We start from the raw sequence: 24,911 nt of genomic DNA, 5'->3' as shown, positions 1-24,911 counted from the left end.
TCGGGGCGCTTCTCAACCCGGGATGTTGTCGAACGGCGCCGTCAACTGCCGCAGCAACCCGGCCAGTTCACCCCGCTGCCCCCGCGACAGCTCCGCCAGGATCGCGCGTTCCTGGTCCAGCAGCCCGGCCAGGGCCTGGTCGGCTCGGTCGCGGCCCTCGTCGGTGAGGCGGACGAGTACGCCCCGCCGGTCGCTGGGGTCGGGGAGCCGCTCCACCAGGCCCTTCTTCGCCAGCCGGTCGATGCGGTTGGTCATCGTGCCGGAGGTGACCAGGGTCTGGGTCAGCAACTGCCCCGGGGAGAGCTGATACGGCGTGCCCGCGCGCCGGAGCGCGGTGAGCACGTCGAACTCCCAGGGCTCCAGACTGTGCTCGGCGAAGGCGAGCCGACGCGCGCGGTCCAGGTGCCGGGCCAGCCTGCTGACGCGGCTGAGTACTTCCAGTGGTTCCACGTCGAGGTCCGGGCGCTCCCGACGCCACGCCGCGACCAGCCGATCGACCTCGTCCTCCATGACGATCAGTGTAGTGGTTGTGTCGACGTGAAGTCTCTTGATGTCAAGCATCTTGATATGGAGGTAAATCTGCGGGAAGGTGGCGGTCATGACGACTCCCACCTGGGACCCGGCCCAGTACCTGCGTCACGCCGGCCACCGCGCCCGCCCCTTCACCGACCTCCTCGCCCGGATCCCCGACCTCCCCGGCGACCGTCCCCGCATCGCCGACCTGGGCTGCGGCCCCGGCAACGCCACCGCGCTCCTCGCGGACCGCTGGCCCACGGCACGCGTCACGGGCTACGACAACTCCCCCGAGATGCTCGCCCGCGCCGAGGCGCACGCCGGTCCCCACCTCGACTTCGCCCACGCCGACGTCCGCACCTGGGCGCCCGCGGAGCCGTACGACCTGATCGTCAGCAATGCCACGCTGCACTGGGTCCCGGACCACGCGGACCGCTTCGCGACCTGGATCGAGGGCCTCGCCCCCGGCGGCACCCTCGCCTTCCAGGTGCCCGGCAACTTCGACTCCCCGAGCCACCGCCTGATGCGCGAGCTCGCCCAGGCGCACGGCCTCACCGACGCTCTCCGGCACGACGGCGCCATCCTCACCCCGCAGGCCTATCTGGAACGCCTGACCGGCCTGGGCTGCGCGGCGGACGTCTGGGAGACGACATACATCCACCTGCTGACCGGCGAGGATCCGGTCCTGGACTGGGTGAAGGGCACGGGACTGCGGCCGGTGCTGACCGCGCTGGAGGACGACCCGGAGGCCAGGGAGGCGTTCGTGGAGGAGTACCGCGCGGCTCTGCGCGCCGCCTACCCGGCCGGAGCGCACGGCACCCCGTTCCCCTTCCGCCGCGTCTTCGCCGTGGCCCGCAAGGAGGCCTGATGATCACCGCGCTCGACCACGTCCAGCTCGCCGCACCGCCCGGCTCAGAGGACCGGCTGCGGACGTACTACGTCGATGTCCTCGGCATGACCGAGATCCCCAAGCCGCCGACGCTCGCCGCGAGAGGATGGTGCTGAGCGCGCTCCGTCGGAAGGGCTCGGTGGTTTTGCCGTCGGCTGCGGCGCCGTCGTGGCTGGTCGCGCAGTTCCCCGCGCCCCTTGGGGCGTTTGACGAACGGGAGTGGACCTCGCCAGGCCCGTTCAGGCCTTGCGGCGCCCTATGAGGTGTGGCTTGGCCTCCAGGCCGTCCAGGCCGTGCCAGGCCAGGTTCACCAGATGGGCCGCGACCTCGGCCTTCTTCGGCTTGCGGACGTCCAGCCACCACTGACCGGTCAGCGCGACCATGCCGACCAGGGCCTGGGCGTAGAGCGGGGCCAGCTTGGGGTCGAAGCCCCGGCTCTTGAACTCCCGGCCCAGGATGTCCTCCACCTGGGTGGCGATGTCCGAGATCAGCGAGGCGAAGGAACCCGTGGACTGGGGGATGGGGGAGTCGCGGACCAGGATCCGGAAGCCGTCCGTGTTCTCCTCGATGTAGTCCAGGAGGGCGAACGCGGCCTGTTCGCACAGCTCGCGGGGGTGGCCCGCCGTCAGGGAACTCGTCACCATGTCCAGCAGGCGCCGCATCTCGCGGTCCACCACCACCGCGTACAGGCCCTCCTTGCCGCCGAAGTGCTCGTACACCACCGGCTTCGAGACGCCCGCCTTCGCGGCGATCTCCTCCACCGACGTGCCCTCGAAGCCCTTCGCGGCGAAGAGGGTGCGACCGATCTCCAGCAACTGCTGGCGGCGCTCCGCACCGGTCATCCGGGTGCGACGCGCGCGCCGCGGCTTCTCGTTGCTCGGGGTACTGCTGGAGTCGGTCGCCACGGCGTCAATCATGCCGCCTTCGCGGCCTTCGCCCCCCGCCGGGAGCCGTCTTCCCCGGTGTTCCGGCGGGAATCGATACGCGAGCGTGACGGCCAGCGCACGTCGTACGCCCAGCCGAGCTGCTCGCACCAGCGAATGATGCGCGCCGAGGAGTCGATCTGGCCGCGCTCCACACCGTGCCGCGCCGAGGTCGGGTCGGCGTGGTGCAGGTTGTGCCAGGACTCGCCGCAGGACAGGACCGCCAGCCACCACACGTTGCCCGACATGTCCCGCGACTTGAACGGGCGCTTGCCGACGGCGTGGCAGATGGAGTTGATCGACCAGGTGACGTGGTGCAGCAGGGCCACCCGGACCAGGGAGCCCCAGAAGAAGCCGGTGATGGCGCCCCACCAGGACATCGTCACCAGACCGCCGATCAGCGCGGGCAGCGCCAGCGACAGCATCGTCCAGTAGATGAACTGCCGGGAGATCGTCCGGATCGCGTTGTCCTTGATCAGATCCGGCGCGTACTTGTCCTGCGGGGTGCGCTCCTCGTCGAACATCCAGCCGATGTGCGCCCACCACAGGCCCTTCATCAGCGCCGGCACGCTCTCCCCGTAACGCCACGGGGAGTGCGGGTCGCCTTCCGCGTCCGAGAACTTGTGGTGCTTGCGGTGGTCGGCGACCCAGCGGACCAGCGGACCCTCGACCGCCATGGAGCCCGCGATCGCCAGCGCGATCCGCAGCGGGCGCTTCGCCTTGAAGGAGCCGTGGGTGAAGTAGCGGTGGTAGCCGATCGTGACGCCGTGGCAGGCGAAGAAGTAGAAGAAGACCAGCAGGCCGAGGTCGAGCCAGCTCACTCCCCAGCCCCAGGCCAGCGGCACCGCGGCGGCGAGCGCCACGAACGGGACGACGATGAAGAGCAGCAGCGCGAACTGTTCGAGCGTCCCCTTCTTCTCGCCGCCCAGCGTGGCGGAGGGGGTCGTGGTGTCGTCGTTCGCCCGCGGGGCGTCTTCGATCACATCGGAGCTCGTGGTCATGGGCGTCCCCTGTGGGGTCGTGGGTGGTGAGACGAGTGCCGGGTGGCTTGGGGAACCGTTCCCTGGTTCCGTTACAACGGTCCCTACGGTTCCGTAACCTACGGCGACGTAAGTATGGCAGCGCGTCGCCCGGCGGCAAGAGCCCGTGAGTCTGCGCGTCCGCACGGACACCTATCCTTGTGTCGGTCGGACAGCGCGGTCCGCTCTGAATACTTCCCGGATGTCCGGCCCGTATGCGGCAGCCGCCGCGCGAGACGTGCCTTCGGGTTCCCTCCCGGACGAGCTTCAACACTGCAAGGAGCCGCACCTGTGAGCAGTGCCGACGACCTGACCACGAGCACCACGTCGACCAGCAGTGAGCTGCGCGCCGACATCAGGCGCCTGGGCGACCTTCTCGGCGAGACCCTCGTCCGCCAGGAGGGGCCGGAGCTCCTCGAGCTGGTCGAGAGGGTGCGTCGACTCACCCGCGAGGACGGTGAGGCCGCCGCCGAGCTGCTGCGCGGCACCGAACTCGACACCGCGGCCAAGCTGGTCCGCGCCTTCTCCACCTACTTCCACCTCGCCAACGTCACCGAACAGGTGCACCGAGGCCGCGAGCTGCGCGCCAAGCGCGCCGCCGAGGGGGGTCTGCTCTCCCGTACGGCCGACCGGCTGAAGGACGCCGACCCCGAGCACCTGCGCGCGACGGTGAAGAACCTCAACGTCCGCCCGGTGTTCACCGCCCACCCCACCGAGGCCGCGCGCCGGTCGGTGCTGAACAAGCTCCGGCGCATCGCCGCGCTTCTGGAGACCCCGGTCATCGAGTCCGACCGCCGGCGCTACGACACCCGTCTGGCGGAGAACATCGACCTCGTCTGGCAGACCGACGAACTGCGCGTCGTCCGCCCCGAGCCCGCCGACGAGGCCCGCAACGCCATCTACTACCTGGACGAGCTGCACGCGGGCGCCGTCGGTGACGTCCTGGAGGACCTCACCGCCGAGCTGGAGCGGGTCGGCGTCAAGCTGCCCGACGACACCCGTCCGCTCACCTTCGGCACCTGGATCGGCGGCGACCGCGACGGCAACCCGAACGTCACCCCGCAGGTCACCTGGGACGTGCTGATCCTCCAGCACGAGCACGGCATCAACGACGCCCTGGAGATGATCGACGAGCTGCGCGGCTTCCTGTCGAACTCCATCCGCTACACGGGGGCGACCGAGGAACTGCTCGACTCGCTGAAGGCGGACCTGGAGCGGCTGCCCGAGATCAGCCCCCGCTACAAGCGCCTCAACGCCGAGGAGCCCTACCGGCTCAAGGCCACCTGCATCCGGCAGAAGCTGGAGAACACCAAGACGCGGCTGGCCAAGGGCATCCCGCACGAGGACGGCCGCGACTACCTCGGCACCTCCGAGCTGCTGGCCGACCTCACCCTGATCCAGACCTCCCTCAGGGAGCACCGGGGCGGGCTGTTCGCCGACGGCCGGATGAACCGCACCATCCGCACACTGGCCGCCTTCGGCCTCCAGCTCGCCACCATGGACGTCCGCGAGCACGCCGACGCCCACCACCACGCCCTCGGCCAGCTCTTCGACCGGCTCGGCGAGGAGTCGTGGCGGTACGCCGACATGCCCCGCGACTACCGGGGCAAGCTGCTCGCCAAGGAGCTGCGCTCCCGGCGGCCGCTGGCTCCTTCGCCGGCCCCGGTGGACGCGGCCGGTGAGAAGACCCTCGGGGTCTTCCAGACCGTCAAGCGGGCTCTGGAGGTGTTCGGGCCCGAGGTGATCGAGTCGTACATCATCTCGATGTGCCAGGGCGCCGACGACGTGTTCGCCGCCGCCGTGCTGGCGCGCGAGGCGGGTCTGATCGACCTGCACGCGGGCTGGGCGAAGATCGGCATCGTGCCGCTGCTGGAGACGACGGACGAGCTGAAGGCCGCCGACACGATCCTGGAGGACATGCTCTCGGACCCGTCCTACCGGCGCCTGGTGGCGCTGCGGGGCGATGTCCAGGAGGTCATGCTCGGCTACTCCGACTCCTCCAAGTTCGGCGGCATCACCACCTCCCAGTGGGAGATCCACCGGGCGCAGCGACGGCTGCGCGACGTGGCGCACCGCTACGGCGTGCGGCTGCGGCTCTTCCACGGCCGCGGCGGCACCGTCGGCCGCGGTGGCGGCCCCTCGCACGACGCGATCCTCGCCCAGCCCTGGGGCACCCTGGAGGGCGAGATCAAGGTGACCGAGCAGGGCGAGGTCATCTCCGACAAGTACCTGGTGCCGTCGCTGGCCCGGGAGAACCTGGAGCTGACGGTCGCGGCCACGCTCCAGGCCTCCGCCCTGCACACCGCCCCGCGCCAGTCCGACGAGGCCCTGGCCCGCTGGGACGCGGCGATGGACGTGGTCTCGGACGCCGCCCACGCCGCCTACCGCAGACTGGTCGAGGACCCGGACCTGCCGACGTACTTCCTCGCCTCGACCCCGGTGGACCAGCTCGCCGACCTGCACCTGGGCTCGCGGCCCTCCCGCCGTCCCGGCTCGGGTGTCTCCCTCGACGGCCTGCGCGCCATCCCGTGGGTGTTCGGCTGGACCCAGTCGCGGCAGATCGTCCCCGGCTGGTTCGGCGTCGGCTCCGGTCTCAAGGCGCTGCGCGAGGCGGGTCTGGACACCGTGCTCGACGAGATGCACGAGCAGTGGCACTTCTTCCGCAACTTCATCTCCAACGTCGAGATGACGCTCGCCAAGACGGACCTGCGGATCGCCCAGCACTACGTCGACACCCTCGTCCCGGACGAGCTCAAGCACGTGTTCGACACCATCAAGGCCGAGCACGAGCTGACCGTGCGCGAGGTCCTGAAGGTGACGGGCGAGGCGGAGCTGCTGGACGCCACGCCGGTGCTGAAGCAGACCTTCTCCATCCGGGACGCCTACCTGGACCCGATCTCCTACCTCCAGGTCGCCCTGCTCAAGCGCCAGCGCGACGCGGCCGCCGCGGGCGGGCAGCCGGATCCGCTGCTGTCCCGTGCGCTGCTGCTGACGGTGAACGGCGTGGCGGCGGGCCTGCGGAACACGGGCTGACGGGCTCCCGCCTTACGCGGTTCTTCCTACGGCGGTTTCTCCTACGCAGATGCCCCCGAGCCTCACTGCGGCTTGGGGGCATCCGCGTGTCATCGCCGTGGCCAGGCCTTGCGGCGGCGGTACAGCAGGAAGCCGCCCTCCGTACGCAGGGGCAGTCCATCTTTTCTTCACAGCGTCCCGGTCACATCGTCAGGAACGCGGCCGTGAGCAGCGCGAACCCGGTGCCCGCCAGCGCCCACGCGGGGCGCGTGCGCCGGAGTCCGCCCGCCACCACGACCGAGGCCAGCAGCAGCGCGCCGCCCAGAGGCACCCAGGCGTAGAGAATCCCGGCGGGTCCGGAGCGGACCACGTCGTCGCCGCCCGGCTTGATGACGACCGTGTACGTCCGGCCCTCGCGGACCGCCGCCGTGTGCTCGATGGTGACGCGGTCGCGGGGCTGCGACCCCTGGGAGAGGGGTGTGTAGGGGCCGGTGCAGGTGTCCCCGGCGCAGCGGGTCACCTCGACGGTGCCGCTCTCGCGCCCCTTGGTCAGCATCACGTGCTGGGCGGTTCCCCAGGACGCCCAGACACCGGCGATCAGGATCAGCGCCGCGACCGTACCCATCGCCGCGACGCGGCCGAACCGCAGTGCGGTCACGGCGCCCTGGGTGGACATGACGGCAGTAGGCATGGCGGAGATCTTTGGCCATTGCCTCGCGCAAAGTCAATGCGGGCCTGCTTCCAGGACAGCACGCACCGCACCGAAGGCCCGGCGCTACGAGTTGTACGTCCCCTGCGCCCGCTCCAACCCCTCGATGACCAGGCACTCCACCGCGTCCGCCGCCCGGTCCACGAAGTAGTCCAGCTCCTTGCGCTCGGCGCCGGAGAAGTCCCGCAGCACGAAGTCGGCCACCGGCATCCGCCCGGGCGGCCGGCCGATCCCGAACCGCACCCGGTGATAGTCCTGGCCCATCGCCTTCGTCATCGACTTCAGACCGTTGTGCCCGTTGTCCCCGCCGCCCAGCTTCAGCCGCAGCGTGCCGTAGTCGATGTCCAGCTCGTCGTGCACGGCCACGATGTTGCCGAGCGGCACCTTGTAGAAGTCCCGCAGCGCGTTCACCGGCCCACCGGACAGGTTCATGAACGACATCGGCTTCACGAGGATCACCCGCCGGTTCAACGGCCCGGGCGGCCCGATCCGCCCCTCCACGACCTGCGCCTGCGCCTTGCCGGCCCGCTTGAACCTCCCCCCGATCCGCTCGGCCAGCAGATCCACCACCATGAACCCGACGTTGTGCCGGTTCATCGCGTACTCGGGTCCGGGATTACCGAGCCCGGCGACGAGCCAGGGGGCACTCGGATCGGAAGTCACGTCCATGTCTCCTTGATATGCCACAGCCGCCGCTTCCGGACAGGAAGCGGCGGCTGGGTCGAAAACGGCCACCGCCGGGGCGCTCGCCCCGACAGCTCAGGCTCAGGCCTCGGCGACCTCTTCGGCCTGGGTCTCCTCGCCCTCCGGGGCCTCCTCGGCCTGCGCGGCCAGGACCTGGAGAACCACCGCGTCCTCCTCGACGGCCAGCGTGGTGCCCTTCGGCAGCTCGATGTCCTTGGCGAGGACGGAGGCACCGGCCTCCAGGCCCTCGACGGACACCGTGACGGACTCGGGGATGTGCGTGGCCTCGGCCTCGACCGGCAGCGCGTTCAGCACGTGCTCGAGCAGGTTGCCACCCGCGGCCAGCTCGCCCTCGGCGACGACCGGAACCTCGACCGTGACCTTCTCGCCGCGCTTGACCAGCAGCAGGTCGACGTGCTCCAGGAAGCCCTTCAGCGGGTCACGCTGCACGGCCTTCGGGATCGCCAGCTCGTTGGTCTTGCCGTCGATGTCCAGGGCGATCAGGACGTTCGGCGTACGCAGCGCGAGCAGCAGGTCGTGGCCCGGAAGGGTCAGGTGCAGCGGGTCCGAGCCGTGGCCGTAGAGCACACCGGGAACCTTGCTGTCACGACGGATGCGGCGCGCGGCACCCTTGCCGAACTCGGTGCGCGTCTCGGCGGAGATCTTCACCTCGGACATATTGATCACTCCTCGTATGGGTGAGAAACGGACAAGGTCACCCGGCCACGAACGGCCTGCTACGAAGAGCGCGTCGATAACGGATCGCCGTACCAAAGAAGTACGGCCTCCCTCGCCGAGCAACTTCAGCAGTTTACTCGGCAGGGGAGGCCGCACCAAAAGGATCTTCGAGCGGCTCCCGCCGCCCCTCGACCGGGCTCGCCTACTGCTCGTCGAACAGGCTCGTCACCGAACCGTCCTCGAACACCTCACGCACCGCGCTCGCGATCGTCGGCGCGATCGACAGCACCGTGATCTTGTCCAGGTCGTCCGCCAGCTCACCCGGCGTCGGCAGCGTGTTCGTGAACACGAACTCGCTCACCCGCGAGTTCTTCAGCCGGTCCGCCGCCGGACCCGACAGCACACCGTGCGTGGCCGTCACGATGACGTCCTCCGCACCGTGCGCGAACAGCGCGTCCGCCGCGGCGCAGATCGTGCCACCGGTGTCGATCATGTCGTCCACCAGCACACACACGCGGCCCTTGACCTCACCCACGACCTCGTGGACGGTCACCTGGTTCGCCACGTCCTTGTCACGCCGCTTGTGCACGATCGCCAGCGGCGCACCGAGCCGGTCGCACCAGCGGTCGGCGACCCGCACCCGGCCCGCGTCCGGCGACACCACGGTCAGCTTCTCGCGGTCGACCTTCTTGCCCACGTAGTCCGCCAGCAGCGGCAGCGCGAACAGGTGGTCCACCGGACCGTCGAAGAAGCCCTGGATCTGGTCCGTGTGCAGATCCACCGTGAGGATGCGGTCGGCACCGGCCGTCTTCATCAGGTCCGCGATCAGACGCGCCGAGATCGGTTCACGCCCGCGGTGCTTCTTGTCCTGACGCGCGTAACCGTAGAACGGCACGATGACCGTGATGGAGCGGGCCGACGCGCGCTTCAGGGCGTCGATCATGATCAACTGCTCCATGATCCACTGGTTGATCGGAGCCGTGTGGCTCTGGATCACGAAGCAGTCCGCACCGCGGGCCGACTCCTGATACCGCACATAGATCTCGCCATTGGCGAAGTCGAAGGCCTTCGTCGGGACGACCCCGACACCCAGCTGCTGGGCGACCTCCTCGGCAAGCTCGGGGTGGGCGCGGCCGGAGAAGAACATCATCTTCTTCTCGCCGGTCGTCTTGATCCCGGTCACAGCACTGTCTCCTCAGAGGTGTCTCAGCTGGCCACCGAACCGACCCGGCCACTGGGCATGACCGATCGGCTCACTGGTGGGTGCGGATGTGCACTTATCACGGTACGCCGTCCCAGACGCACCTGTTTCCAGTCAGCTTTCGCCTTCCGGCTCCCGGGACGCCACCTCGGCCGCCTTCGCCGCGGCGCTCCCCGGACGCTTACGGGCCACCCAGCCCTCGATATTCCGCTGCTGGCCGCGGGCCACGGCCAGCGAACCGGGCGGCACGTCCTTCGTGATCACGGAGCCGGCGGCGGTGTACGCGCCGTCCCCGATCGTGACAGGAGCCACAAACATGTTGTCCGAACCCGTCCGGCAGTGCGACCCGACGGTCGTGTGGTGTTTGTCCTGTCCGTCATAGTTCACGAAGACACTCGCGGCACCGATGTTCGTGTACTCACCGATGGTCGCGTCACCGACGTACGACAGATGCGGAATCTTCGTCCCCTCGCCGATCGAGGCGTTCTTCGTCTCGACGTACGTCCCGATCTTGCCCTTCGCCCCCAGCCGCGTCCCCGGCCGCAGATAGGCGAACGGACCGACCGTCGCCTCAGCACCGACCTGGGCACCGTCCGCAACCGTGTTGTCCACGCGCGCCCCCGCACCGACCACCGTGTCCCTCAGCCGGCTGTTCGGCCCGACCTCGGCGCCCTCACCGAGATGCGTCGCCCCCAGAAGCTGCGTCCCCGGAAGCACGACGGCGTCCTGCTCGAACGTGACCGTGACATCCACCCAGGTGGTGGCGGGGTCCACGACAGTGACACCCGCCAGCATCGCCTCCGTCAGCAGCCGGTCGTTGAGAATCCGCCGCGCCTCGGCGAGCTGCACGCGGTTGTTGATCCCGGCGATCTCCCGGTGATCACCCGCCACCGAGGCCCCGACCCGATGCCCCGCCTCCCGCAGGATCCCGAGCACGTCCGTCAGGTACTCCTCGCCCTGGCTGTTGTCGGTCCGGACCCGCTTGAGGGCGTCGGCCAACAGCGCCCCGTCGAAGGCGAACACCCCGGAGTTGATCTCCCGGATCGCCCGCTGCGACTCGCTCGCGTCCTTGTGCTCCACGATCGCCGTCACGGCACCGGAGACGCCGTCCCGCACGATCCGCCCGTACCCGGTCGCGTCCGGCACCTCGGCCGTCAGCACCGTCACGGCGTTGCCGTCGGCGGAGTGGGTCTCGGTGAGGTCGCGCAGCGTCTCACCGGTGAGGAGGGGCGTGTCACCGCAGACGACGACCACGGTCCCGTCGACGCCACCGCCGAGCTCCTCGAGGCCCATCCGTACGGCGTGCCCGGTGCCGTTCTGCTGCGCCTGCACGGCGGTGCGGGTGTCGGGGTCGATCGCGTTCAGGTGGGCGGTGACCTTCTCCCGGGCGTGCCCGACGACCACGACGAGATGCTCGGGCCGCAACTCTCGCGCGGCGGCGAGCACATGACCGACGAGGCTGCGGCCGCAGATCTCGTGCAGGACCTTGGGTGTGGCCGACTTCATACGGGTGCCCTCACCCGCTGCGAGAACGACTACGGCTGCCGGGCGAATGGCGCTCACGGGGTTGCCCTTCGGCTTTTGGGATGGGGTGGGGGGACATCCGCAGGATACCGGGGCGTTTCGTGGGGGTTATGAGAGCGGGCCCTGACTTGGCTGTCAGGGCCCGAACCCAAGGTCTGTGTGCTGTGGCTCCCCCGCAAGGATTCGAACCTTGTCCTGCTGGTACCAAAAACCAGTGTGCTGCCAGTTACACCACGGGGGACAGCGCCTCAGACCTTACCGGAGACGCGCTTGCGCTTGGGCAACGATCCCGCTCCACCAGCCCTCGATGCGGTTGTAAAGTTCAGCGCTTCTGGCCACGGTGATGACCAGGCAGCCGTGATAGTCGTCGCCTGTGTTCTTCCGTACGGTCTTCGGGTTGTGCTTCTTCAGTGTCGGCCTGGCGAAGACCGAAGCCTCGATGCCGGCGATCTCCGCCCAGAAGCGGTGTGCGGCGTCGACATCCGCAGACTCGTGGATGAGCACGCGGAAACCCAGGCGTTCCCGGTTCACCTCAAGCAGGTCAAGCCACGCGAGGTAGGTCTGGATGACGCCAGGGTCGCTGTTGACGAAGACAGCGCGCTCCCGGCGGTCGTACGGCTTGCTCTTCGCCCCTTCCGCCCAATACAGCGCGATCCCCAGGACGAGGAGCTCTCGGTTGGTCAATTCGCCGATTTCCTGGCAGGCCGCAAGCTTGATCTTCTGGCGTTCCTCGGCCTGAGCGTCTCGCAGACGGGCCAGCCCGGCCTGCATGAGGGCTCGTTGCTCCTCGGGGGTGTACCGCGGCTCCGGCTTCGGCAGGTCCCGTACCCACAGTGAGACCGAACTCCGTGAGCAGCCCAGCTCCGCTTCGATCTGGTCGTAGGTCCAGCCCTGTAGTCGTAGCTCCCGGGCCTTGGCCCGTAGGTCGTCCTTCGCGTTCGGTCGTTTCGTCCATGCCGGTGGTGGCTCCCCCTTCACCAGTTGGTTGAGGACGTCGTTGTTGAAGATCTTCAGCTCGTCGCGGATCTGCCGAAGGCTGTAGCCCGCCCGCCGCAGTGCCACCGCCCGCTCCCGCAGTCCCTCGAAGTCGGCGTATTTGCCCTGTGGATGTGCCATGGGCATACCGTCCGGGCGGAATCCGGTCTTCCGGGGTCGAACAGTGAGCGATTCAGCAGTTCGAGGGATTTCGGGTGGATTCGCAACCGGTCCGTCACACGGGGTGGTGTAGGCCAGTCCCGGAAACTCGACGGAAAAGCCGCGCCCCCCGCCCGTAGGCTGGAGGCATGACCACGACGGGGGAAGACCACGCCGGGGCCCAGGCAGGGCCGTGGTGGTGGGCGAGGTGGCGTAGTGCGGCGTTGGACATAGGCCTGGCGGTCGTCTCCGCGCTGGAGTGCGGGGCGAAAGGGTTCGGCTTCGCGGCGGACGCGGGGATCCCGCGTGCCGTGGGTGTGCTGTTCGGGGTGCTGGCCGGTTCGGTGCTGGTGGTGCGGCGGCGGTGGCCCATCGCCGTCGTGCTCGTGTCGATCGCCGTGATGCCGGCCCAGATGGGCTTTTTGATGATCGTCGTCGGCCTGTACACGCTGGCCGCCTCGGAGCTGCCCCGGCGGATCATCGGGGCGCTGGCCGGCATGGCGACGGTCGGGATGCTGATCGTGACGTTCGTATGGCTGCGCCAGGGCGTGGATCAGGGTGATCTGCAGTTCGGGGACTGGTTCGTGCCGTTCGGCGCGATCACCATCTCGCTGGGGATGACCGCGCCTCCGCTGCTGCTGGGGCTGTACGTGGGGGCCCGGCGGCGGCTGATGGAGTCGCTCAGGGAGCGGGCGGACAGTCTGGAGCGGGAGCTGCAGCTGCTCGCGGAGCGGGCGGAGGAGCGGGCCGAGTGGGCGCGGGGCGAGGAGCGGACGCGGATCGCGCGGGAGATGCATGACGTGGTCGCGCACCGGGTGAGTCTGATGGTCGTGCACGCGGCGGCTCTGCAGGCGGTGGCGCGCAAGGATCCGGAGAAGGCCGTCAAGAACGCCGCGCTGGTCGGTGACATGGGACGGCAGGCGTTGACCGAGTTGCGGCAGATGCTCGGGGTGCTGCGGTCCGGGGACGGTCGGGCCGAGCGGCGTCCCGCCGTACCGCTGGCGGCGGTGGGTGTCGCGGCCGCGGTGGCGGCCTCGCGGGCGGCGGAGGACGGCGAGGGTCCGTGTCTTTCGGAACTGGACGAGTTGATCGGGCAGTCCGCGGCGGCGGGCATGGTGGTGGATCTGTCGGTCGAGGGTGACGTGCGCGGTTATGCGCCCGAGGTGGAGCAGACGGCGTATCGCGTGGTGCAGGAGGCGCTGACGAACGTGCACAAGCACGCGGCGGGCGCCAAGACGCACGTACGGCTGGCTCATCGGGTGTCGGAGATCGCGATGCAGGTGGAGAACGAGCCGCCGCCGGAGGTGGCGTCGGCGTCCTCGGCGCGGTTGCCGTCGGGTGGCAATGGCCTGGTGGGGATGAAGGAGCGGGTCTCCGCGCTGGGCGGGGTGTTCGTGTCGGGGCCGACGGATGCCGGGGGGTTCCGGGTGTCGGCGGTGATTCCGGCGGCGTGAGCGTGCGCGTCCCTCTGCGGCGCTGTGGTCATGGCGCTGTGAGGCGTACGGGTGCCGTGCCCGCGACGAGGGTGGTGAGGGCCGTGTCGATGTCGTGGCCGAGGTACCAGTCGCCGGTGTGGTCGAGGGTGTAGACGCGGCCGTCGGTGTCGATGGCGAGCAGGGCGTGGCTGTCGGTCTCGGTGCCGAGGGGGCAGACCTCGGTGTCGAGGGCGCGGCCGAGGTCGCCGAGGGTGCGGGCCATGTGGAGGCCGTGCAGCGGGTCGAGGTGGACGGCGGCGGGGGCGACCTGGCGGCCCGGTCCGGGGGGTGTGATGTGGAGTCCGCCGAACTCGGCCCAGGCTTCCACGGCGGCGGGGAAGACGGTGTGCCGGTGGCCGGCGGGGGAGGTGTGCTCGCGCAGGGTGTCGGCCCAGATCTCGGCCTGCTTGATGTCCCAGCGTCCGGGCTGCCAGCCGGCGGTGCGCAGGGCGGCGTCGACGGGCACGGGGAAGCGGGTGGTGGAGGTGCGGTCCGGGTGCATCTGCCCTCGTTCGTGCGGGTGTCTGGGGGGCGCGGTCGCCGTAGGTCTTGGATGGTGGTGGGTGGTGTGCCGTCGGCCCGCCGGCCCGGTGTCAGTCGTCGGCGGTGGCGGGGTCGACGACCCGGACGCCGAAGTGCGCGCTGAGGGCGGTGCAGGCGCGGCAGGGGGTGGCGAAGCTGCCGTGCAGCGGGTCGCCGTCCTCGCGGATGCGGCGGGCGGTGAGCTTGGCCTGCTTGAGGGCCTTGCGGGCTTCGCCGTTGGTCATGGGTTTGCGGGCGGCACGTTTGCTGCGGGCTGCCTCGGCGTTGGTGAGGTGCCGGGAGATGAGGATCGTCTCGGCGCAGCGGCCGGTGAAGCGGTCGCGCTGGGCGCTGGTGAGCGTGTCCAGGAAGTCCTGGACGAGCGGGTGCAGCGCGGGCGGCTGGTCGCCGCGGGCTGCGGTGCCGGTGAGGGTGGCGCCGCGGACCGAGAGGGCGGCCGCGACGGTGGGGAGTATGCCGTCACGGCGGTGGCGCAGGGTGGGGGCGGGCGGGGCCTCGGTGGCGCTCCAGCCGACGCGGGGGTCGCCGGACATGCCGGCTCCGGGCGGGCCGGATTTCGGGCCGCCGTGTGGTCCCGTCTGCGTCACGTTCATGATCGTCATCCCCTCCCGAGCATCCCCCCGGACGACACAGAGTGCCAAACGGCGTGGCTCGTGCGGAAGCTGGGGCGGTGCGACACGCCCGGGTTTGGGCGTCCTGTCACGGCAGGGTGACGGCTGGTCACGGAAGCGGAAGGGCCCTGACCGCCGCCCGGTGACCGGTGTCGTCGTACCGCATAGGCTGTCGGCACCGCGATCCATGCGGTTGACGCGTGGAGAGAAGTCGATACGGGACGTAAGGGCCGAGGAGGGTCATTGCGTGCCGTACCAGAACGCCGCAGGGGGCAACCGCCATGACGACAGGTCGGCTCGGGCAGCAAGCCGCGCCGCCGAACGCGGCCTATGCCGGGCAGGTCGTGCATTTCCCGGACCCGGTCCGGGCCGCCCGTCACCCCAGGGGGGTGCGGGTCGACGAGCACGGCTATCCCGAGTTCTCGCCGTACGCGCGGGCGGCCGCGGAGATCGCGGAGCCGCCGGAGGGGTTCGGTGTCGACGAACTGCGTCTGACGGACTATGTGTCGGCGAACGCGGCGCTGGCGGCCACCGGGCACGAGTTGTGGGACACGGTGCCGTCGGTGGCGACGCCGCACGGCTGGACCTGGCACCACGTGGTGGGATCGCGGCGGCTGGAGCTGGTTCCGGTCGAGGTGAAGGCGTTGTTGCGGCATCACGGCGGGATCGCCACGTCGGCGGTGGACCAGAACAAGCGGGGCACGCGGCCGTTGCAGGAGACGCGTCCGGCGCATGTGGGTCTGCCGAAGTCGGGTGTGGCGGTGAGCGAGTCGCAGGTGCTGGGGGTCGAGGAGGAGCTCGGGTACCGGTTGCCGGGGGCGTACCGGTCGTTCCTGAAGGCGGCGGGTGGTTGCGCGCCGGTGGGGACGGCGCTGGACGCGGAGTTGGGGCTGCTGATCGACCAGCCGTTCTTCACGGTGCGGGACGAGGCGGCGGTCAATGACCTGGTCTACGTCAACAAGTGCCTGCGTGACCATCTGACCAAGGACTATCTGGGCGTCGGTTTCGTCCAGGGCGGTCTGCTGGCCGTGAAGGTGAAGGGCGAGCGGATCGGTTCGGTGTGGTTCTGCGCGTACGACGACGCGCGGGACGTCGATCCGGCGTGGGCTCCCGCGGAGCGTGTGGAGCGGCTGTTGCTGCCCTGCGGCGAGGACTTCGACGTGTTCCTGTCCCGTCTGGCGGGTTCTCCGCCGGAGTTGGAGACGGTGGCGAACCTGATGGTCGACGGCGGCTTCGCGCATGCCGTGCCGGTGTCCGATTCCGTGTCGGGGGAGTGAGTTTCGCGATGGTGACGTTCGCTCAGGCGCAGGAGCGCGCGGAGGAGTGGGTCAACGGCGATGTGCCGTCGTACCAGCATCGTGAGGTGCGGGTGCGGGAGTTCGAGCTCGGTTTCGTGGTCTGGGCCGAGGACCGGTTGGACGGGCCGCGTTCGGACGGTGGCGGGCAGCGGCTGGTCATCGCCCGGGACAGCGGCGAGGCGACGCTGTGGCCGTCGCTGCCGGTGGGCGAGGTGATCCGCCGGTACGAGGAGGAGTACGGCCTGCCCGACGCGGCGCCGGAGCCGGCGCCGGCGGCTCCGGCGCGGGTGGATCTGAACCAGACGTCGTTCTTGCTGACGCCGCCGGAGTGGTTGCAGGAGGCGGCGGATCAGCTGGGGATTCCCGGGCGCCGGGGTGGGGACACCTCGGGGGGTGCGGCGGCTTCGGGCTCGGTGGGTTCCGCGGGCTCTGCGGCGGCTTCGGGCTCGGTGGGCTCTTCGGCCGGGGCTCTTCCGGAGACGCAGGCCGGGGTGCCGGGTTCGGGGGTTTCTGCTGCCGGTGCCGGTGCCGGTGCCGGTGCTGGTGGTGCGGCCGGTCGGGGGGCGCCGACTCCCGTGCCGGGGGCGCCTGTTGCCGCCGGAGGGAGTACGGCTTGGCCGGACGCCGGGGGTAGTGGTGACGGTGGTAGTGGTCACGATGGTGCCGGAGCGCAGGGGGGCGCGGGGGCTTCTGTGGGGGCGTCCGGTGTCTCGGGTGCGCCGGGGGCGCCGGCGGGGGCGACGCCCTGGGCCGGTACGGACACCAACGGGGACGCCGGTGACGACCGTTCCGTCCCGTTGCCCGCGACCGTGTTCGCGCCGCCGTTGAGCGAGGTCGACGACAGCACGCCGCCGCCTGCCGCGCCGGACGCGAAGACGGCGCTGATGTCGGGGGGCAGCCAGCTTCCGCGCACGACGGTCGCTCCGGCGCTCGGCGATCCGAACGCGCCGGGTGGGCCGGGTGCGTCCGCTGGTGCGCCGGCGCCCGGGGTTCCGGGTGCGCCGGGCGCGTCGACCGGTACGCCGGTGCCGGGGGTTCACGGGGCGCCGGGTGCGCCTGGTGGTACGGCCACTCCGGCGCCCGGGGTTCCTGGTGCGCCGCACGGGGTGGTCGGCGGTACGCCCGCGCCGGGTGCGTCGGCTTACGGGTACCCGCAGGGCGGCGCCGGTGGTGCGGGTGTGCCGGGCACGCCCCCTCCGGGCGCCTCTGCGCAGGGTGCCACGCCTCCGCCTCCGGGGGCAGGGCCTTCCTACGGTCACCCGGGCGGCCCGGGTGCCGCCGACGGTGCGCCGGGTCGGCCGCTCGCGCCGAACGCCGGGGACATCGCCGACGCCGCGACGAGCAAGGCGGCGCCTCCGCCGCGTCGGGGCGGGTCGAATCCGCCGCCTCCGCCGGGCGCCCCGGGAGCGCCGGGCGCGCGACCGGGTGGTGCGACGCCGCCGCCCGCGCCGTCCGGTCCGGGTGCGCCGGGGACTCCGGCGGGCGGATACGTGCCCACGCAGCTCGTATCCGCGCTCGGCCCCGACGGGCCCGAGGGACCTGCCGGTCCGGGCGCGCCGCAGCCCCCCGGCGCACCGACTCCGCCGGGCGCCCCCCAGCCGCCCGGTGCGCCGGGTGCGCCTGGCGGAACGCCTCCGGGCGGTGTCCACCATGCCGCGACGATGCTGGCGGACCCGAGCCAACTGGGAGGCGCGCCGCAGCCTCCGGGCGCCCCTGGAATGCCCGGCGTGCCCGGCGCACAGGGCGTACCGAGCGCCCCGGGTATGCCGAACCCGCCCGGCGCACCACACGCTCCGGGCGCCCCCGGTGCACCTGGCGCCCCCGGCGCGCCGCAGCACCCTGGCGCCCCGGGCGTTCCGGGTGCCCCCGGCGCGGTCGGCGCTCCCGGTGGGGGGCGCGGAGCCGTGCACCACGCGGAGACCGTGCTGTCCGCGCCCCCGGTGGGCGGCCCCGGCGCGCCTCCGCCGCCGCACGCCCCGGGTGCGCCGCACGCCCCGGGCGCCCCCGGTGTTCCGGGTGCCCCCGGTATGGCGCCGGGCGCTCCCCAGCCGCCGATGCCGCCCGGCGCGATGCCGATGCCCGGGCAGCCGATGCCCGGTCAGCAGCCGCCGGCGTACGGCTATCCGCAGCAGCCCACCGGTCAGCCGACCGTGGGCCCGGGCTACCAGGCCGTGCTGCGCTACCGCGCGCAGGACGGTTCCGAGCAGCAGCTGATCCGGCGTTCCGCGCCGGGCACGCCGCACCCGGAGTGGCAGATCTTCCACGAGCTGCGCGCCATGAACGTGCCGCCGGACCAGGTCCTGGAGCTGCACACCGAGCTGGAGTCGTGCGAGCTGCCGGGCGCCTACTGCGCACGGATGATCCGGGAGCAGTGGCCGCAGGCGCGGCTCGCGAGCATCGCGCCGTACGGCACGGACCACGCGAGCCGGCAGCAGGGCATGAGCCAACTGCTGGCGCACCAGGGTGAGCTGCACCAGGTGGCGGACGGGCCCGCGCGGCCCGCGCCGGTGCGGGCGCCGCTGCCGCCGGTGCAGCCCGCGCCGCCGCTTCCGCCGGAGGGGATCGCGCAGGAGCTGGCGGGGGCGTTCGGGCCGGGGATCTTCCGGTTCGAGCAGGCCGCGGTGTCCCGGCAGGGCGTCCCGCCGGTCGTGGCGCACTCGCTGGTCGCGGCGGGGCTGCCGATGGACATGGGCCCCTTCTTCTGGGCGCAGGCGCAGCCGGGGCGGCCGGTGCCGACGCTGGCGGAGCTGGCGGCCGAGCGCGGGGTGCAGCCGGCCCCGGACGCGGGCTCGTACCTGGTGATGGGCAGCGACTTCGGCCGGGCGATCTGTGTGCAGTACGGGACGGCGAACATCGTCGCCGTACCGGTGGAGGCCGGTCCGGGCGGTGCTCCGGTGCCGCCGCAGTTCGTGAACACCGGGCTGCCCGAGTTCCAGCGCTGCCTGGCGCTGCTGGGCCGGATGTGGCGGCTCAGGTTCGGGCTGAACCAGGAGCAGGCGGGCCGCTGGACCGTCGACTTCCAGGCGCAGCTGGCCTCCCTCGACCCGGCGGCGCTCGGTTCGCCGGAGAGCTGGTGGTCGGTCCTGCTGGAGCAGATGTGGGACGGACTGCTGTGACGCACCGCCGCTGAGCGGCGGGCACGCGCGCGTGGAGCCGGGTTCGGTCGGGTGACCGGGCCCGGCTTCTTCGTGCGCGGACATGGCCGCGTCGGGTACCGCCGAAGGGTGGTGCCCGTGACCTTCGCCCGGAGTGTCGCGTTATGAACCTTTCTTTCCGATCCATCAAGATGTCCGCAAAATCATGATTGTGCGTCCGTCTGATGGAGAGGGGTTCCCGCATGAGCGGCACACCGGTCCCGCCCTACGGCTTCACGGCCGTACGAGGGCGTGGCTACCGTCCCGAACAGGTCGACGCGTACGCCGCAGCGCTCTCCCAGGACCGGGACGCCGCCTGGGAGCGCGCCGCCCGGCTGACCGTGCTCGCCAAGGAGATGGAGGCGGAGGCGGTACGGCTGCGCGAGACCGTGGCGGGGCTCGCGCCGCAGTCGTACGACGCGCTCGGGGAGCGCGCGCGGCGCATCTTCGAGCTCGGCGTCGAGGAGGCGGCCGCCCTGCGTGAGGGTGCCCGCCAGGAGGCGCGGTGCCTCGCGGAGGCGGCGCGGGCGTACGCGGACGGCGTGCAGGGCGCGGCACGGGCGCACGCCGACGAGGTACGCGCCGAGGCGGAGGAACGCGCCCGCCAGCGCCTCCTCGCGGCGCGCGCCGAGGCGGACGAGACCCGCATCGCGGCCCGCCGCGAGGTCAAGGAGAGCCGCGGCGAAGCGCTCGCCGCCCTGCGCGAGATGCGCCAGCGCACCACGGGCATGCTCGCCGAGCAGGCCAAGGAGCACGCCGAGCGATGGGAGGGGTTCGAGCGCGAGGCCGAGGCGCGCGCGATCGCCGCCGAAGCCCGGCACGCCGAACAGGTCGCCCGCGCGGAGGCAGCGCTCTCCGACGCCAAGCAGGCACTCGCCGACGCCGAGGTGGCCGCGCGGCGGCGCCAGGAGGAGGCGCGGGCGCGAGCCGCGGAGGTGATCGCCGGGGCGCGCGTGCACGAGGAGCGGATCGCGCGCGAGACCGAGCGCGTGCTGCGCGAGCACGGGGAGCGCTGGGACGACGTACGCGCCCATATGGACCACGTGCGCAACAGCCTCATCACCCTGACGGGACGGGCGGCGGCGGAGTAGGCCGAACGGTCCGAGCGGACGGACCGGCCGACCGAAGGGGTGCGCCCGAGTCCGGGCGCGCCCCTTCGAGGTTCCTCACCCCCGTCGCCGTACCGCCCCCGCCAGGATCCACCCCTCCACGGCCTCGTACTGCCGGCGCTGCTCCTCCGCCTTCCGGCGGCCCGACGCGACGGTTCCGAGCCAGCCGAACAGGAACCCGGCCGGGATGGAGACCAGCCCGGTCGTGGTGAACGGGAACCAGTTGAAGTCCGCCTCGGGGAAGGCGGAGAAGGGCGACCCGGAGACCAGGTTGGTGCCCGGCATCAGCAGCAGCACCACCAGAGTGCCGCCGATCAGCGTGCTGAGCAGGCCGGTTCGGGTGTAGCGGCGCCAGAAGAGGCTGTAGACGAGGGCGGGCGCGATGGCCGAGGCGCCGATGCACACCGACAGCGTCACCAGGGGCTGCAGGCTGCGGTGCTGGACCATCGTGGCCAGCAGGATCGTCGGCGCTCCCACCGCCAGCGCGCACAGCCGCGCCAGCATCATCTCGCGGCGGCCCGACAGTTCTCGCAGTCGCGTGGCGAACACGTCGTGGGCGAGGGAGTTGGCGCAGGCGAGGATCATCCCGGCGACCGAGGCGAGCACGGTGAGGAAGATCGCCGTGGTGACCGTCGTGAACAGGAAGGTCTCCGCCGTGGAGACCTCGGTGCCGAACGCGGCCTGCGAGCCGAGCAGATAGGCGGTGTTGCCCTGCGGGTCGGCCTCGGCGATCACCGCCCGCCCGATCAGCGCGGTCGCGCCGAAGCCGACGACGGTGATGACCAGGACGAACAGCACCACCGTGGAGACCGCCCAGGACATGGAGCGGCGCACCTGGCGGGCGCTGGCGGCGGTGTACGTGCGCATGGTGACGTGCGGCAGGACGGCACCGCCGAGGACGACGGCGAGCTGCGAGCTGACCATGTCCAGGCCGCCGTGGGGGCCGCCGGAGAACTGGAGCCCGGAGTTGAGGAAGGCGGAGCCCACCCCGCTGCGTTCGGCGGCCGCGTCGAACAGGGCGCCCGGGTTCCAGTCGAACCGGCTGAGCACCAGTGCGGCGACGACGGCGCCCGAGCCGAGCAGCATGACCATCTTCAGGATCTGGATGAGCGCGGTGCCCTTCATGCCGCCGATGGCCGCGTAGCTGATCATCAGCGCGCCGAGCCCGATGATGCAGCCCGTCTTCAGGGACTCGCCGGAGAAGCCGAGCAGGAAGGCCATCAGCTGTCCGGTGCCGGCCAGCTGGACGAGCATCAGCGGCAGCAGCGCGGCGATCGTCACCGCGCAGGCCGCGATCCTGACGCCGCGGCCGGGCATGCGCCGGGCGAGTGCGTCGCCCATGGTGAACCGGCCCGCGTTGCGCAGGGGTTCGGCCAGCAGGAACATCAGCAGCATCAGTGACAGGGCGGTGCTGAGGGCGAGGACGACGCCGTCGTAGCCGTACAGGGCGATGACGCCGGTCGTGCCGAGCACGGTCGCGGCGGATATGTAGTCGCCGCCTATGGCCAGGCCGTTGCGCATGGGGGACAGCGACCCGTAGCCGGTGTAGAACTCGTCCAGGTCGTCCCGGTCGGGGCCGGTCATCACGCACAGCAGCAGGGTGATCGTGACGACGGCGGAGAACGCCACCAGGGACATGGTCTGGGTGTCGCCGCTGAACTGGGAGGTCATCGGCCCGCCGCTTCCTCGCGCCGGGCGTCGACCTCGGCCTGCCGGCGGATGCGGTCCGCGAGTGGGTCGACGTAACGGCGCGCGGTGTGCTCGTACAGGGCGATCGCCAGCCAGGTGACGGGGAGCTGGACCAGGGCGAGGAGCAGCCCGGTGGGCAGGCCGTCGGTGACCGTGCTCGTCATGAAGGACGGCGCGGTGGCCGACAGGACGAGGAACAGCACGAAGTAGCCGAGCGCGGTGAGCGTGGCGGTGCGCCGCTGCCAGCGGTAGGCGCTGCGCAGGATCCGCAGATCGCTGTGGTGCCCGAGCGGGGGATGGCGCGGAGCGCGGTGCGGGGGCGGTTCGGCGGGCGCGGGTGGCTGCCAGGGATAGGTGAACGGATCGTGGGCGGACGGATGGTGGGGGGACGGATGGTGCGACATCCCGTGCTCCTTGCATGGCGGCTCGGGTCCGGTGACGGACCGCAGGGAGGTGGGGGGCGGTTGAGCGGGTGACGCACGTTACTTGTTGGTAGCCAACTGCGCGAGGGTTTCGACGAACTGAGTGGTCGGTATGCGCTTGCTTTCGGTCCGCCCGCTCTGACCTCGGGTGTTACCCCCGTTAACTCAGACTTTTCACACCTGTGGAGAGGGCGCCAGCGCGCGGTGAAAGGCGATGCCCGGCCGTCCGCCGACGACGAGGTCGCCGGTCGGCGTGAAGGCGTTGCGCTCCAGGACGGTCCGCGAGGCGCGGTTGTCCAGCGTGGTGCGCGCGGTGAGGGCCGTGAGCCCGTACGCCGTGGCCGCCAGCCGGCACATCTGCCCGACCGCCGCCGTCGCCACGCCCCGGCCCGCCGCGCTCTCCCCCACGCGGTAACCGAGTTCGGCGCTGCCGTGCTCGACGTCCACGAGGTTGATACGGCCGATCAGCCGGCCCTCGTCGTCGAGCAGGACGTGGAAATGGCAGGCTCCGGTGGCCTGCTCGGCCAGCCGGTCGGCGTGCAGCGCGGCGAAGTCGGTGAAGTAGTCGTCCCCGCGGTCCGGGATCGACCGGGCGAAGTACTCCCGGTTCTCCCGCTCGAAAGCGAGCAGCACGCGCGCGTGGTTCTCCCGCAGCCGTTCCAGCCTCACCATGCGGCCCAGGGTAGGCAGGCTCAGTCCGCCAGCACCGGGAATTTCCGCGGCGCCAGGAACAGCAGCACCAGGAACGCCAGCGCCGCCGCGCAGGCCGCGCCGAGATACACCGCGTGCACGGCCTCCGCGATGGCGTGCCGGGTCGCCTCCGCCGCCGTACTCGAGGCCGCCGTACCGGAAGCCGCCGTACCGGAGCCCGCCGTACCGGAGTCGAGGGCGCGCGTGACCGAGTCCAGGTCGCCCGCCCCGCCGAGGCGCGCCGCGAGCACGCCGTTGGCGATGGCGCCGAACACCGCCGCGCCCATGGTCTGCCCGGTCTGCCGGCAGAACAGCACCGACGCCGTGGTGGTCCCGCGCTCCGACCAGCCCACCGTCGACTGCACGCCCACGATCAGCGGGAGCTGGAAGAGCCCGAGCGCCCCGCCCAGGAGCAGCATCAGCAGCGTCGGCTGCCACGCCTGCCCCGGATACGGCAGGAAGGGGAAGGCGAACAGGATCAGCGCCGCCATTCCCATGCCGAGCATCGCGGTGTCACGGAAGCCGATCCTGCGGTACACGTGCTGGCTGAACGCGGCCGACACCGGCCAGCTGAGCGTCCACACGGACAGCACGAATCCGGCGGCCACCGGGCCGAGGCCCAGCACGGACTGGGCGTAGGTGGGCAGGAAGACGGTCGGGGCGACCATCAGGAGGCCCAGCGCGCCGAGCGCGAGGTTCACCGCGGCGATCGTCCGGCGGCGCCACACCCAGCCCGGGATGATCGGCTCCGCCGCCCGGCGCTCCACCAGCACCACCGCCGCCGCGAGGGCGAGCCCCGCGGCCAGCAGGGCGATCGAGGGCGCGGACAGCCAGGGCCAGGCCACCCCGCCCTGCACCAGCGCCGTCAGCAGGACCCCGCCGCAGGCGAACACCGCGAGGGCGCCCGTCCAGTCGACGCTCCCGCGCGTGGGGGGCGTTTTCCGTTCCGGCTCGTGCAGATGACGCACGATCAGCCACAACGCCACCGCCCCGACCGGCAGGTTGACGAGGAAGATCCACCGCCAGTCCGCGTACGCCGCCAGCAGGCCGCCCACACCGGGACCCGCGACCGCGGACACCGCCCACACCGTGGACAGCTTGGACTGGATCCTGGGGCGCTCCTTCAGCGGGTACAGGTCGGCGGCGAGCGTCTGGACCGTGCCCTGGAGCGCGCCGCCGCCGAGGCCCTGCACGATCCGGAAGGCGATCAGCGCCCCCATGTTCCACGCGAGCGCGCACAGCAGCGAGCCCAGCAGGAACACCGCCGCGCCCGCCACCAGCACCGGCTTGCGGCCGAAGGTGTCGGAGAGCTTGCCGTAGACGGGGAGCGTGACCGTCACGGCCAGCAGATAGCCGGAGAAGAGCCAGGAGAAGTACGAGAAGCCGCCGAGGTCCCCGACGATCTGCGGGACGGCGGTGGAGACGATCGTGGAGTCCAGCGCGGCCAGCGCCATCGACAGCATCAGGGCGGCCACGACGGCACCGCGGCGCCCGGTCCCGGTGCGCTGTGCGGAGTCGCGTATCGCAGGTCTCGTGTCGCCGCCCACCGGATCCCTTCCCCTTGCACCTATCTGCCGCCCGACAGCATCCCACTTGAACCTCACGTGGCGGGAGGGATGAGGCTGAGGGAGGAGGCGACCCCGAGACGGACTCC

General features: G+C 71.5%; 21 protein-coding genes, 1 tRNA gene and 1 pseudogene. 7 read left to right on the top strand and 16 right to left on the bottom strand.

What is annotated here, in order from left to right; genetic code table 11:
- Positions 1–12: 12 nt before the first annotated feature.
- Positions 13–510: a MarR family transcriptional regulator TamR gene (gene tamR, locus AC068Z_RS12975; protein WP_478554663.1), complete on the bottom strand. Its 498-nt coding sequence runs from the start codon at positions 508–510 to the stop codon at positions 13–15.
- A gap of 88 nt (positions 511–598) precedes the next feature.
- Between tamR and AC068Z_RS12970 the strand changes: the two genes are divergently transcribed.
- Entirely contained in the window at positions 599–1,381 is a 783-nt protein-coding gene (locus tag AC068Z_RS12970) for a trans-aconitate 2-methyltransferase (protein WP_478554662.1), read from the top strand.
- Positions 1,381–1,515: pseudogene (locus AC068Z_RS12965) on the top strand (glyoxalase); the annotation flags it as partial. The gene AC068Z_RS12970 and the pseudogene AC068Z_RS12965, both read left to right, overlap by 1 nt.
- 126 nt (positions 1,516–1,641) lie before the next feature.
- Here the strand turns inward: AC068Z_RS12965 and AC068Z_RS12960 are convergent.
- Complete coding sequence (locus AC068Z_RS12960) at positions 1,642–2,319, bottom strand: TetR family transcriptional regulator (RefSeq protein ID WP_478554661.1); 678 nt, start codon at positions 2,317–2,319, stop codon at positions 1,642–1,644.
- Positions 2,316–3,326, bottom strand: a complete 1,011-nt coding sequence (locus AC068Z_RS12955; RefSeq protein WP_478554660.1) for an acyl-CoA desaturase — start codon at positions 3,324–3,326, stop codon at positions 2,316–2,318. Before AC068Z_RS12955 ends, AC068Z_RS12960 begins: the two co-directional genes overlap by 4 nt.
- Before the next feature lie 309 nt (positions 3,327–3,635).
- Between AC068Z_RS12955 and ppc the strand changes: the two genes are divergently transcribed.
- A complete protein-coding gene (gene ppc, locus AC068Z_RS12950) occupies positions 3,636–6,377 on the top strand; it encodes a phosphoenolpyruvate carboxylase (protein ID WP_478554659.1) in 2,742 nt (913 codons plus the stop codon).
- Between the two features lie 181 nt (positions 6,378–6,558).
- On the opposite strand, the gene AC068Z_RS12945 is transcribed toward ppc, so the two are convergent.
- From AC068Z_RS12945 to AC068Z_RS12915, 7 genes are all read right to left on the bottom strand, one after another.
- Positions 6,559–7,047, bottom strand: coding sequence for a hypothetical protein (locus AC068Z_RS12945; RefSeq protein WP_478554658.1), 489 nt, complete (start codon positions 7,045–7,047; stop codon positions 6,559–6,561).
- 84 nt (positions 7,048–7,131) lie between these two features.
- Complete coding sequence (pth, locus tag AC068Z_RS12940) at positions 7,132–7,734, bottom strand: aminoacyl-tRNA hydrolase (protein ID WP_451722244.1); 603 nt, start codon at positions 7,732–7,734, stop codon at positions 7,132–7,134.
- Between the two features lie 96 nt (positions 7,735–7,830).
- Entirely contained in the window at positions 7,831–8,427 is a 597-nt protein-coding gene (locus tag AC068Z_RS12935) for a 50S ribosomal protein L25/general stress protein Ctc (RefSeq protein WP_478554657.1), read from the bottom strand.
- 202 nt (positions 8,428–8,629) lie between these two features.
- On the bottom strand, positions 8,630–9,610 hold the full coding sequence (locus AC068Z_RS12930) for a ribose-phosphate diphosphokinase (RefSeq protein WP_478554656.1): 981 nt from the start codon (positions 9,608–9,610) through the stop codon (positions 8,630–8,632).
- Positions 9,611–9,742: 132 nt separating this feature from the next.
- A complete protein-coding gene (glmU, locus tag AC068Z_RS12925; protein WP_478554655.1) occupies positions 9,743–11,191 on the bottom strand; it encodes a bifunctional UDP-N-acetylglucosamine diphosphorylase/glucosamine-1-phosphate N-acetyltransferase GlmU in 1,449 nt (482 codons plus the stop codon).
- A gap of 126 nt (positions 11,192–11,317) precedes the next feature.
- Positions 11,318–11,393 (bottom strand) — tRNA-Gln (locus tag AC068Z_RS12920).
- A gap of 14 nt (positions 11,394–11,407) precedes the next feature.
- Entirely contained in the window at positions 11,408–12,268 is an 861-nt protein-coding gene (locus AC068Z_RS12915; RefSeq protein ID WP_478554654.1) for a helix-turn-helix domain-containing protein, read from the bottom strand.
- A 167-nt stretch (positions 12,269–12,435) separates the two neighbouring features.
- Between AC068Z_RS12915 and AC068Z_RS12910 the strand changes: the two genes are divergently transcribed.
- Positions 12,436–13,740, top strand: coding sequence for a sensor histidine kinase (locus AC068Z_RS12910; RefSeq protein WP_478554653.1), 1,305 nt, complete (start codon positions 12,436–12,438; stop codon positions 13,738–13,740).
- A 28-nt stretch (positions 13,741–13,768) separates the two neighbouring features.
- Here the strand turns inward: AC068Z_RS12910 and AC068Z_RS12905 are convergent, their stop codons facing one another.
- Both AC068Z_RS12905 and AC068Z_RS12900 read right to left on the bottom strand, forming a co-directional pair.
- The gene (locus AC068Z_RS12905; protein WP_451722235.1) at positions 13,769–14,263 is read right to left on the bottom strand and encodes an SUKH-3 domain-containing protein; all 495 of its coding nucleotides are present in this window, start codon (positions 14,261–14,263) and stop codon (positions 13,769–13,771) included.
- Between the two features lie 91 nt (positions 14,264–14,354).
- Positions 14,355–14,906, bottom strand: a complete 552-nt coding sequence (locus AC068Z_RS12900) for a YwqJ-related putative deaminase (protein ID WP_478554652.1) — start codon at positions 14,904–14,906, stop codon at positions 14,355–14,357.
- Between the two features lie 290 nt (positions 14,907–15,196).
- Here AC068Z_RS12900 and AC068Z_RS12895 point away from each other — a divergent pair, with 290 nt between their 5' ends.
- From AC068Z_RS12895 to AC068Z_RS12885, 3 genes are all read left to right on the top strand, one after another.
- The gene (locus AC068Z_RS12895) at positions 15,197–16,192 is read left to right on the top strand and encodes an SMI1/KNR4 family protein (RefSeq protein ID WP_478554651.1); all 996 of its coding nucleotides are present in this window, start codon (positions 15,197–15,199) and stop codon (positions 16,190–16,192) included.
- Between the two features lie 8 nt (positions 16,193–16,200).
- Positions 16,201–19,329, top strand: coding sequence for an SUKH-4 family immunity protein (locus AC068Z_RS12890; protein ID WP_478554650.1), 3,129 nt, complete (start codon positions 16,201–16,203; stop codon positions 19,327–19,329).
- 221 nt (positions 19,330–19,550) lie between these two features.
- The gene (locus tag AC068Z_RS12885) at positions 19,551–20,438 is read left to right on the top strand and encodes a cellulose-binding protein (protein ID WP_478554649.1); all 888 of its coding nucleotides are present in this window, start codon (positions 19,551–19,553) and stop codon (positions 20,436–20,438) included.
- Positions 20,439–20,513: 75 nt separating this feature from the next.
- Here the strand turns inward: AC068Z_RS12885 and AC068Z_RS12880 are convergent, their stop codons facing one another.
- The 4 genes from AC068Z_RS12880 to AC068Z_RS12865 all read right to left on the bottom strand — a co-directional run bounded on the left by AC068Z_RS12880 (position 20,514) and on the right by AC068Z_RS12865 (position 24,804).
- Positions 20,514–22,127, bottom strand: coding sequence for a sodium/solute symporter (locus AC068Z_RS12880; protein WP_478554648.1), 1,614 nt, complete (start codon positions 22,125–22,127; stop codon positions 20,514–20,516).
- Positions 22,124–22,549, bottom strand: a complete 426-nt coding sequence (locus AC068Z_RS12875) for a DUF485 domain-containing protein (RefSeq protein ID WP_478554647.1) — start codon at positions 22,547–22,549, stop codon at positions 22,124–22,126. Before AC068Z_RS12875 ends, AC068Z_RS12880 begins: the two co-directional genes overlap by 4 nt.
- Positions 22,550–22,741: 192 nt before the next feature.
- The gene (locus tag AC068Z_RS12870) at positions 22,742–23,239 is read right to left on the bottom strand and encodes a GNAT family N-acetyltransferase (protein WP_478554646.1); all 498 of its coding nucleotides are present in this window, start codon (positions 23,237–23,239) and stop codon (positions 22,742–22,744) included.
- A 20-nt stretch (positions 23,240–23,259) separates the two neighbouring features.
- Entirely contained in the window at positions 23,260–24,804 is a 1,545-nt protein-coding gene (locus tag AC068Z_RS12865; RefSeq protein ID WP_478554645.1) for an MFS transporter, read from the bottom strand.
- Between the last annotated feature and the right edge of the window lie 107 nt (positions 24,805–24,911).

The sequence above is a fragment of the Streptomyces sp. NPDC043726 genome (assembly GCF_056436565.1).
Note: the sequence above shows the minus strand (reverse complement) of the source record. Positions and strands in the feature narration are given on the sequence as shown.